The sequence below is a fragment of the Blastopirellula marina genome, assembly GCF_002967765.1.
Lineage (GTDB): Bacteria > Planctomycetota > Planctomycetia > Pirellulales > Pirellulaceae > Bremerella > Bremerella marina_A.
The window spans coordinates 235,559-245,518 of sequence record NZ_PUHY01000001.1 but is presented as its reverse complement, the minus strand read 5'-3'; the positions used below and the strand labels follow the sequence as shown (position 1 = coordinate 245,518).

Sequence of the window (9,960 nt, the reverse complement as noted above, 5' to 3'; positions counted from 1 at the left end):
GACTGGATCATTCCCAGCTATAGCGGTATGTTGACTCCTTAAGAGGGGTTTGTTTCAAGACGCGGTATTGCTTCCCACCATTTAGGAAATGCAATCATGTCACCGATTCAGCAGCGTGTTCTCGACGTCCGTCATCGCCAACAACTGCAGCGATTGTGGAAGTGTGCATCGTACGGGCTACTATCCAGTGGAATCGCGGCTTGCCTTCTCGGTGCCGTTCGCTGGCTGATCCAGGCCGAGTGGTCTTGGGGATGGGTTGTCGCCACGTTGGTGGCCGGCCCAATTTTGGGGCTGTTTTACGCGTTCATCCGCCAAGCCACGATCCGTGAAGCGGCTGCGGCGATTGATCACGTTTGCAATTTGAAAGATCGCACACAAACGGCACTTGGATTCCTGCAGACATCCTCTGATGGTCCTATCCATCGTCTTCAGCTGGAAGATACGCAAAAGCATCTGGCTAACATCGATCCGGTGAAGGTCGCTCCGATCTCGCGACCGAAATGGTTTCCGTTAGCAGTGTGTTTGGGGATCGGTGCGGTGCTGTTGGTAATTTTGCCATCGGTCCGATCGCAAGCCGAAGCTGCCTTGGCTCCGAATGAAACGGTTCTCGATTCTGCTGATCGCGTAACGGAGAACCTCAAAGAACTGGAAGACTTCCAAAAGGAACATAAAGATCCCGAACTGGAAAAGCTCATCCAAGAGCTGATGCAGCAGACGGAAGCTTTGAAGGAAGAGGCAGCAGACCCTAAAGAAGCCCTCGCCAAGCTTTCGGAAATGGAAGCCTCGTTGCAAGAGATGCAAGCCAAGTTAGAGCCTGATATGGGCAATGAACTGGCCAAGGTCGGTGACGTGTTGTCCCTGTCCGAAGCAATGGAAGCCGCTGGTAAGGCCATGGCCCAAGGGGACATGGAAAAGGCAGAAGAAGAACTCGCCAAGATGGACATGCCCAAACTCGATCGCAAGACCGAAAAGGCGATCACAGAAAAGCTAGACGAATTGAAGCAGAATAGCGGTCCCAGTGGTCAAAAGCGTCAGCAGATGAAGGAAGCTTTGGGCCAGATCAGCTCCGGACTTTCGCAAGGGGATCGTAGCCAATTTAAAGAAGGCATGAAGGGGCTTGCGAGCGAATGTAAGAAACAGGGCAATCGCAAGAAGCTGAGCGATCTGTTGCGTAAGCAGTGCCAATGCCTCAGCGAATGTAAATCGAGTTGCCAAGGACAGTGTAACAATCCATCGGCCAGCCCAAAAAAGGGTGGTAAGAAAGCGGGATCTGCCAGCACCGAAAATGCTCCTGGCGATCAGACTCCGCTGTTACACACCAATCCCCAAATGAACCTGACCGGGCAGGACTCAGGCCAAGGTGACGTCGACATCGAAACCGAAGAAGGGACAGCTCGCGAACAGGAAGCCGTTCGTAGCTATCGCGAAAAGGCCCAGGAGTATGAAGCGATGAGCGAATCGGTTCTCAACAGTGAATCAATTCCACTGGGACATCGCCAAACGATTCGTCGTTACTTCCAAAGCATTCGTCCAGAAGGTGCTGAGACCGATCAAGTCCTCGAACAATCGTCTTCGCCAGAATAGCACGAAACTAGGATCAACCGAGACGGATGTGTTTCGTTTGATCTGTTTTGCATGAAGACCAGTGACGCTTGCCTGAATATCCAGGCAAGCGTTTTTTTATGGATGAGCTCTTTCTCCTGGTATGGCCTTTGCTTTTCTAACACGCAGAGGCGAATGGGGAGGTCCCTCTGATCTCGGTTGAACGCTCGCGCCGTCGTTGTGCGGGCGCATTAACCGTCAGCAGTAATTCACCCCTCGACAAAGGAGTATCAAGATGAAGAGTTTACAAGCGATCTCGGCAGGCGTGCTTAGCGTTGCAATCCTCGGTATGTCTGCCGATCTAGCAAGTGCCAAGAAGAAGGACAGTAAGGCCAGCAACGATTCTGGGACCAGGACGGAAGTGAAAGACGATTCCCACACGCAGGCCTCGGTGCAGAAAGAACAAGTCAAGAAAGCGACCTACCTAGGCGTAACGGTCCGACCACAACACGAAGGGTTCTTCGCTCACCTACGTGATGAAGTCGAGCACCTTCAAGGGGTTATGGTGCAAGACGTTGCGTCAGGATCACCAGCCGATCAGGCTGGCCTAAAAGCGAAAGATGTTCTCATGACCTACGACGATCAAAAGCTTTACACGCCAGGTCAATTGATGTCGCTAATACGCGACTCGAAACCTGGCAGTAAGGTCAAACTGAGTTATCAGCGAGACGCGGAGACACATAATGCAATGGTCACCTTGGCAGAGCATGACATCCCGATGACCCGCACGGCCAGCAAGCCCAACATGGATAAGCATAACCAGTCAGCTTCCACGAATGATCCGTCGCAATGGTCGTCATTCGATTCGCTAAGCATTAAATCACTTGGCGATAACCGATTTCAGGCCCAGGTTAGCTATTTGGACAATGTAGGCAAAGTTAAGTCGCTCAAGTTTGAAGGAACGCGGGATGAAATCCGTCAAGATATCACCAGTCGCAGCGATCTCCCCAAGAACGAGCGGGGACATTTGCTTCGTGCCTTAAATATGTCCAGCGAACGCATTGAATTTGATGCCCCTCGGGTGTTCCGCACCGACGATGGTCGCGTTATCTGGGAATTCACCGAGCCCGTCTTTCCGTTCTACGGGTTAGAGTGGAACGAATCTTAAGTCAGACGCAGCAGCGTCAAATGAGGTATAGAAAAAGCCTGGCAACGTTTGCTCGTTGCCAGGCTTTTTTTATGTTGGTAGTACTTCGTCCGTCAAATGACGGCGGCCAAGATTTGTCTGGTCTGAACAGTTACTGATCGCACATTCATAATGCGATCAACGATGTCTAGATCATCACAAAAGAGTTTTCTCAAAGATCACGAGGCCACCACGATGGCCACCGGCATGGTAAACAGATCGATACGTTCCTGCTTGTCGAGCTTAAAGCCGGCGTCGGTGACGAACTGTTCGAGTGCGATCGGTTGGCAGTCGACGATGTGTGGGAAATGGGTATGCATCCACACATACGTCTTTTCGAGGCTGCTTGCTTTGTCACCCTCGGCGACGGTTGCCATGCTGACGACGCCCAGCCGGCCTCCAGGCTTCAATACGCGGCGGCATTCCGCTAGAACGGTGGGAATGGTGTCGAGCGGGAACAGCTCGAGCGTGAAGCTCATCGTGACGACATCGAATGAGTCGTCCTCGAAGGGGAGGGGAGGGACCGCACCGATCAACAGCGAAACGATATCCTTAAAGCCCGCTTCCTTCACTTTTTTTCGGGCAACTTCCTGCATCCCTTTCGAGATGTCGATGCCCAGGACCTCGCCCGAAGGACCGACGCTCTTGGCCAACTCGATCACCGAGTTTCCGGTGCCGTATCCGATCTCCAGTACGGTCTCTCCTTCTTGTACATCCAGCACCTTCAAACCCTGCTCGCGTGCCTGGTGTTCGCCGCCATCCGCGATTAAATCGTAGACGTGGCTGATGCGATCATAAAATTGCTTGGCCGGATTGGTCGACATCAGGTGCTATCCTTTCCTTTTGTTATTCCCTAAACAACAATATTCGGCGACGATGGTACGTCGAAGAAACGACTGTCCACGTGTCGTGCGAAGAGATTCACACGATACCATATTCATCCTAGAAGATGCCACGACGGTGAAGAAATGATCATCCTTTCAATAGACGTGGGGGGAAGCAACGTCAAGTTTCTCCGGTCCGATTGTGACGAACGTAGGAAATTTGCGTCCGGCCCGAATCTTACCGCTCAAGATATGGTTGATAAGGTCAAAGAAGCGACGGCCGATTGGTCGTTCGATGCGATCTCGATCGGTATCCCTGCCCCGGTACTGCGGGGAAAGGTCATGAAAGACCCACACAATTTAGGCAGCGGCTGGGAAGGTTTCGACTTCGCAGAAGCATTTGGAAAGCCGACCAAGGTTGTCAACGACGCGGCAATGCAGGCCCTCGGCGATTATAAGGGAGGACGCATGTTGTTTCTGGGTCTTGGAACCGGACTAGGCTCGGCCATGATCATCGAAGGCGTGCTCCAGCCGATGGAACTTGCCCATCTGCCCTACAAGAAGGGAAAAACGTTTGAGGAGTATGTGGGTCAGAAGGGCCGTGACGAACTTGGTAAGAAGAAGTGGCGTGCGGAGGTCAACGAGGCCATCCGAATGCTAACCGCTGCGCTCGAACCGGAATATGTTGTTCTGGGTGGAGGAAATGCAAAATCAATGGACGACCTTCCGGAAAATGTTACCGTCTGCGCGAACGGAAACGCCTTCATTGGCGGCTTCCGGATGTGGGACGAATCTTCCCACATCCAGCTCTAAAGACAAAAGCAGATGGGAAACACGGAATCGGTTACGAGACCTCAATCCGGTAATCGGTGCCTTCCCATTTTTCATCGTCGGTCCATAAGAAAGTGAATACGATCTGAGTGCCGCTTTGGTGTTGATGGAGCGGCACATCGACGTAGTACAGTTCGAGGGCATTCTTCTTGGCTCGAATGTCCTTCTTGTTCTCCCATTCGTCCTCACTCCAGTGCACCAAAGCGGGACGATCTAAGATGATTCGCAGCTTTTTCCCTTCGGCTAAACGCTGGATCTGATGAGCGAATGTCCAAATCTCAAAGTGGCTTGGTGTGTCGCTAACCGCGTATCGCTGGAATACCGGTTCAATCCGATCGAAACAAACGCCATCGTGGGCGCTTCGCACTAAGCAAATGTACTCGGCATGCGCCCAACATAGCGGCATGGCGGCGCCACTGGGCTCGCCAAACTTCATGCTGCCATCGGGAAGGTCATCGTCATCCCACAATTGTTCCGAGAGCATACCTCCTTCGTTGGCGAACCCTTCCATCGCTTTGACAAGTGGCACTGGATCGCGTCCCATGGCAAGTTCGTAGTGGCCACGTTCGCCAGTTAGAAGTGGCCAAGATCGACCTTCGCCGGTGCCGTCGAAGGCGCGGCCATCGGGATATTGGCCGTACCCATCGTGGTTGTAACGTCGCCAGCATGGACCTTGTGGTAAATCACGCTTCAGGATGGCATCGACAACTTCGACGGAATCCATGATCACCGGATCGTTCGCTGCACGAATACCAAGACGTACTAAATCAAGAAACCCTGCGTCCACCACATTGCGGGCCGGGTGCGTACCGCCACCATTTTTCACTTCCACCATCGCACTGTTCGGATCTGCGGCGACTGAGCCGGGACAAGGCGTTTCTGGCGTGATACGAACATAGTGGCGTGGTTTCTCGGGAACTAATTCGCCGCATGAGGTAACCGTCCAAGCTTCCAAATTAGCGACTAGCCAGTCGGCGTAATCGCGGAGGAAGTCGGCCAATTCCTCATGATTGCAGGCCTCAGCGAAATCGGACGCGCAGATCGTCGCCGCGATGGTCGCTGCCAGTGTCGAAGGCGAGTAACCGGCGTTCTCTTCCCAGCGTTCCTGAGCGGTGACTGGACCATTGAGAATCAGAAAACGCACCGCTCGGCGGATCACAATCCAGGGATCGAAGTCTTGCAGCGCATCGGCCTGTTTGAGCCGCCAGGCCAACAGGATCGGAGCCGCGATCTCGTCTAGTTGAACACCATGCCAGTACGGCTCGCCGTCGATTTCACTATTCTGCGGCATCCCTCCATCTTCGGCCTGCACGCAGGAGAGCCAGATGAGCGCTCGCAGTGGCGATTCATGCTCACGACAGGCGAGCAACGCGGTTGCTGTGTGGACCATATCGCGAGCCCAAACCAGATGGTAACCGCCACGATTGTCGTCGTCTTGCGTCTCGCCCCAGGGGATACTCATCGACGCGACGCTGGCACCAAGAAAGGTCTTGTCCTCGTGGGCCTGTAGGATGCATTTGCTGAGTCGAAACAGATCTTTTGTGGCGGGGCTATCGAGCGTGACCCCATTGGGCTTATTGGTTCGCTTCCATTGCTCGATGAACTTCTCACGGGATACATCAAAGGGATAGACGAATGATTGCAGCAACTGGGTCGCGGCACTTTGGCAACTGAATCCCATCCCGACGCCGACGGTGAATTCGTGGCCCTTCGAGAGATCGACTTCTCCCATCAAAGCCACGTTGCCATCGCGGGCGATGTGGTACTGCCAATCCATTTGGAAGTTGTCCATCAGATCGCGCCAGCCGTCGCTGTACCCGACGTATCCGACTGATCGCTTGGTAAAGTCGCAGCTACAGCCCAATGCCAGGTAAATATCGTCTCGCTCGGCACACAACAAGTGATAGCCACCAATGTGTTTGCATCCGGCATAGTTGTGTTCACCTGTATTCTTGATGTGGGGTGCCAGCAACACGTAGAGCTTTAACTTGTCGCTCAGCGTATTGTCGAGGATCTCCAGACGCACATGCATCAACACGACCGACGAATGCGGTTCACCCAAGACTTCTTTGACCAGGCGATATCGCTCGTCGGGATCGGTATTCGTTAGACGAAAGAGCAGGGCATCGGGCTCGGGACGCTCAACTTTGTGAATCAAGTCCCGGCGTTCTTCATGACAAAAGGACTCGCCATCGGTGATCAAGAATTGCAGATCACGCGTGTTCGGGGAATCGACGTGGGGAAAATAGATTTCGTTGATGATCCCATGGCTTACCGTGTACCAAACCTGCGAGCTGGTGTGATAGGCCGTGCCGATTCCTTCTTTAGCGCTGGTTGTCCATCGCGGTTCAATTCCAGGGGCGCCGGGGGCGATCTTGCTGCTCACGTAAATGTTTTCCGTAGTTTAGGTGAAAGGGTGCGGAGCGAGTGGGGCTAAGGGGACCGGTCGATCGAGGGTCGGTAGGGACGAGGCTACTTTTCGCCTAAAAGTTTCTGTGTAATCGTTTCCCGACGAGGCCGCAATGTGGGAAAGTTGACCGGCAAGGCGAGTTTGTCGATACTAGAGCCACTGTTGCGTCCCATTGGCGTAATGACTCTCCTTAGACACCCCTCCTTGAGATTGCCGTATGTCATTGTCTTGTTGCTGGTCTCGCAGGGCCTCCTCGGCTCGTTGTACTCGGTTGGTCCGATCTTGGGCTGTGCTGGGCTTGTCTTTCTTATTGTTCGGCTTAGCCGGATTGTTTCCACCAGAAGCTTACGCCCAAGACTCTCGACGTGCGCCGAATGTTGTCTTTATTTTGATCGACGACATGCGTTTCGATGCTGCCGCATGCTTGGGACATCCATTTCTAAAGACACCGCATATTGACGCGATGGCCAAGAATGGGACCAACTTCACCAATGCGTTCGTAACGACCTCGCTTTGCTCTCCGAGTCGAGCATCGATTTTGACCGGCCAGTATATGCATAAGCATCACGTGGTCGACAACAACAATACCGATTTGTCGAACGTCGTCTTCTTCCCGGAGTACCTTCAAAAGGCTGGCTACAAGACCGGCTTCTTTGGCAAATGGCACATGGGAGGTGGTACCGACGAACCCCGTCCAGGCTTCGATCAGTGGGTCAGCTTCCGCGGGCAGGGGCATTATTATCCACCAGGTCCAAAGTGGACACTTAACGTCAACGGCAAGTCGGTTCCGCAAAAGGGTTACATCACCGACGAACTAACCGACTACGCGATTGATTGGCTGGATACGATTGACAAAGAGAAAGATCCCTTCTTCCTGTATCTCTCGCACAAAGCAGTACACGCCCAGTTTCATCCCGCAGAACGACACAAAGACTTGTATTCGGACGTCAAAATCGAGCCGCCAGCTTCCCAGGCCAACACCCAGGAAAACTACGAAGGTAAGCCGATGTGGGTTAAAAATCAGCGCAACAGTTGGCATGGCGTTGATTTCCCATATCACTCCTCGCTCGACATTGCCGAATACTATCGAGACTACTGCCGCTGCATCAACGCCGTCGATGATAGCGTCGGTCGTGTGCGACAGTATTTGAAAGATCACAATCTGGAAGAAAACACGGTCGTGATGTTGATGGGCGATAACGGTTTTCTATTCGGCGAGAATGGTTTGATCGATAAACGAAATGCCTACGAAGAGTCGATGCGGGTTCCCCTGGTGGTCGAAGGACCGGGTTACTTTCCCAAGGACGCTACTGAGACGGCCGTTGTCGCCAACATCGATATCGGACCGACCGTGCTCGATTTGGCCGGAATCAAGACGCCAGAGCAAATGGATGGAATGAGCTTTGTGAAAGTAGCCAACGGCGACCAGGCAGCGAAAGATTGGCGTAAGAATTTGCTCTATGAATACTACTGGGAATGGAACTTCCCGCACACGCCGACCATGTTCGCTTTGCGTGGCGAACGGTATAAGTTCATCCAGTATCACGGCATCTGGGATACAGACGAACTATACGATCTCGAAAATGACCCGCATGAAATGCACAATTTGATCAACGAGCCAGGCTTGCAAAGCACCGTCCGCGATATGCGCAATGCGTTGAATAAAGAACTTGCTCAACGCAACGCCATGCAAGTTCCCTTCGGGGCCAAACGTGGCAATGGAGCGAACCTTCGCCGCGAATCAGGCTCCGATGCAGCTGAATTTCCCGAAAGCGTCATTCGCCAGAGAGACGCCAAGAACTAAGTTCCCACCTCGGACTCACCTACCACTCCTTCCTGTAGGAACCTTTCATGATTCGTAATTTACTGATAGCCGCTACAGCGGTGCTTGCCTTTGCCGCGAACGAACGACCATCGGCAGCCGCGGATCGTCCGAATGTGGTCATTCTTCTGTCCGATGACCAACGCTGGAACGATTATTCATTCCAGGGACACGAAGCCATTCAGACTCCCAATATTGATCGCTTGGCAGAGCAATCGATGGTCTACCAGCGAGGGTACGTTCCGACGTCACTTTGTCGTCCGTCGCTTGCGAGCCTTTTCACTGGGCTATATCCACACCAGGATGGCATCACCGGCAATGACCCGCGCGAGGGGAAGCGAACCAAGGAAGGCCGAGCCGTCCTTGTCGATCGCTTTATGAAGAACCCTCGGCTGGCTGAGATTCTCGGTCGGCACGGTTATGTCAGCTTCCAGTCAGGGAAGTGGTGGGAAGGTAATCCCAGCAGCGGTGGTTTCACTGCGGGTATGACCCATGGCGACGTCACCAAGGGGGGGCGGCACGGCGACGTCGGCCTGACGATTGGCCGTAAGACGATGGAACCGGTGATGAATTTCATCGACGAGAGCGTCGCCGCGGACAAGCCGTTCTTCCTTTGGTATGCGCCAATGATGCCTCACTTGCCGCACGATCCGCCGGAACGCATTCTGAAGAAATACAAAGCCGAGGGACGCCCGCTTCCCGTCGCAAAGTATTTTGCCATGTGCGATTGGTGGGATGAAACGTGTGGCCAGGTACTCGATCACCTGGAAGAGAAGGGGGTCGCAGACAACACGATTGTTATCTACCTATGCGACAACGGCTGGACGCAGCGATCCGATGTCGGAGGGGGCGCCATCGGCGGACCTCGCGGCAAGCGTTCCGTGTACGACGGTGGTACACGAACGCCAATCATGATTCGTTACCCAGGTCATGCGAAACCGTCGGAAAATACGACAGATTTGGCAAGCAGTATCGATGTCGTTCCTACCATCTTAGCCGCTGCTGGAATTCAAACCGATTACAATTTCCCTGGGATCAATCTTCTCAACCCGGAAGCGGTTGCCAAGCGTCAAGCAATCTTTGGAGAAATCTACGCCCACGATATCCCCGACTATCGCAGTCCAGAGAAAGGACTCTTTTATCGCTGGGTGATCGATGGCGATTGGAAGTTAATTGTTCCCACCGGCCAGGAAGAAGGCGAGTACGGGCCGAAGGAACCGGCTTTATTCAATCTAAAGTCCGACCCTGAAGAGCAGAAGAACGTGATCAGCGATCATCCCGACGTTGCCAAGAAGCTTCGCGAGAAGCTCGATGGTTGGTGGTCGCCGAAAGTTTAACGTCTCGC

The 9,960-nt window shown here is 53.4% G+C and carries 7 protein-coding genes; 5 read left to right on the top strand and 2 right to left on the bottom strand.

The features are described from left to right. Window positions 1-96: 96 nt before the first annotated feature. Both C5Y83_RS00900 and C5Y83_RS00895 read left to right on the top strand, forming a co-directional pair. Complete coding sequence (locus C5Y83_RS00900; protein ID WP_105327758.1) at window positions 97-1,584, top strand: hypothetical protein; 1,488 nt, start codon at window positions 97-99, stop codon at window positions 1,582-1,584. A 253-nt stretch (window positions 1,585-1,837) separates the two neighbouring features. Beyond that, a complete protein-coding gene (locus C5Y83_RS00895) occupies window positions 1,838-2,710 on the top strand; it encodes a PDZ domain-containing protein (protein ID WP_105327757.1) in 873 nt (290 codons plus the stop codon). Between the two features lie 197 nt (window positions 2,711-2,907). Here the strand turns inward: C5Y83_RS00895 and C5Y83_RS00890 are convergent, their stop codons facing one another. Continuing rightward, window positions 2,908-3,552 (bottom strand): class I SAM-dependent methyltransferase, encoded by a 645-nt coding sequence (locus C5Y83_RS00890; protein ID WP_105327756.1) that lies wholly within the window; start codon window positions 3,550-3,552, stop codon window positions 2,908-2,910. Window positions 3,553-3,696: 144 nt separating this feature from the next. Here C5Y83_RS00890 and C5Y83_RS00885 point away from each other — a divergent pair, with 144 nt between their 5' ends. Beyond that, window positions 3,697-4,365 carry an ROK family protein gene (locus C5Y83_RS00885; protein ID WP_105327755.1) on the top strand — a complete coding sequence of 223 codons (669 nt, stop codon included), beginning with the start codon at window positions 3,697-3,699 and terminating at the stop codon, window positions 4,363-4,365. Between the two features lie 31 nt (window positions 4,366-4,396). On the opposite strand, the gene C5Y83_RS00880 is transcribed toward C5Y83_RS00885, so the two are convergent. After that, complete coding sequence (locus C5Y83_RS00880) at window positions 4,397-6,769, bottom strand: glycoside hydrolase family 15 protein (RefSeq protein WP_105327754.1); 2,373 nt, start codon at window positions 6,767-6,769, stop codon at window positions 4,397-4,399. 313 nt (window positions 6,770-7,082) lie between these two features. Between C5Y83_RS00880 and C5Y83_RS00875 the strand changes: the two genes are divergently transcribed. Beyond that, complete coding sequence (locus tag C5Y83_RS00875) at window positions 7,083-8,597, top strand: sulfatase (protein ID WP_409994575.1); 1,515 nt, start codon at window positions 7,083-7,085, stop codon at window positions 8,595-8,597. A 47-nt stretch (window positions 8,598-8,644) separates the two neighbouring features. After that, entirely contained in the window at window positions 8,645-9,952 is a 1,308-nt protein-coding gene (locus C5Y83_RS00870) for a sulfatase (protein WP_105327752.1), read from the top strand. The last annotated feature ends 8 nt before the right edge of the window (window positions 9,953-9,960 follow it).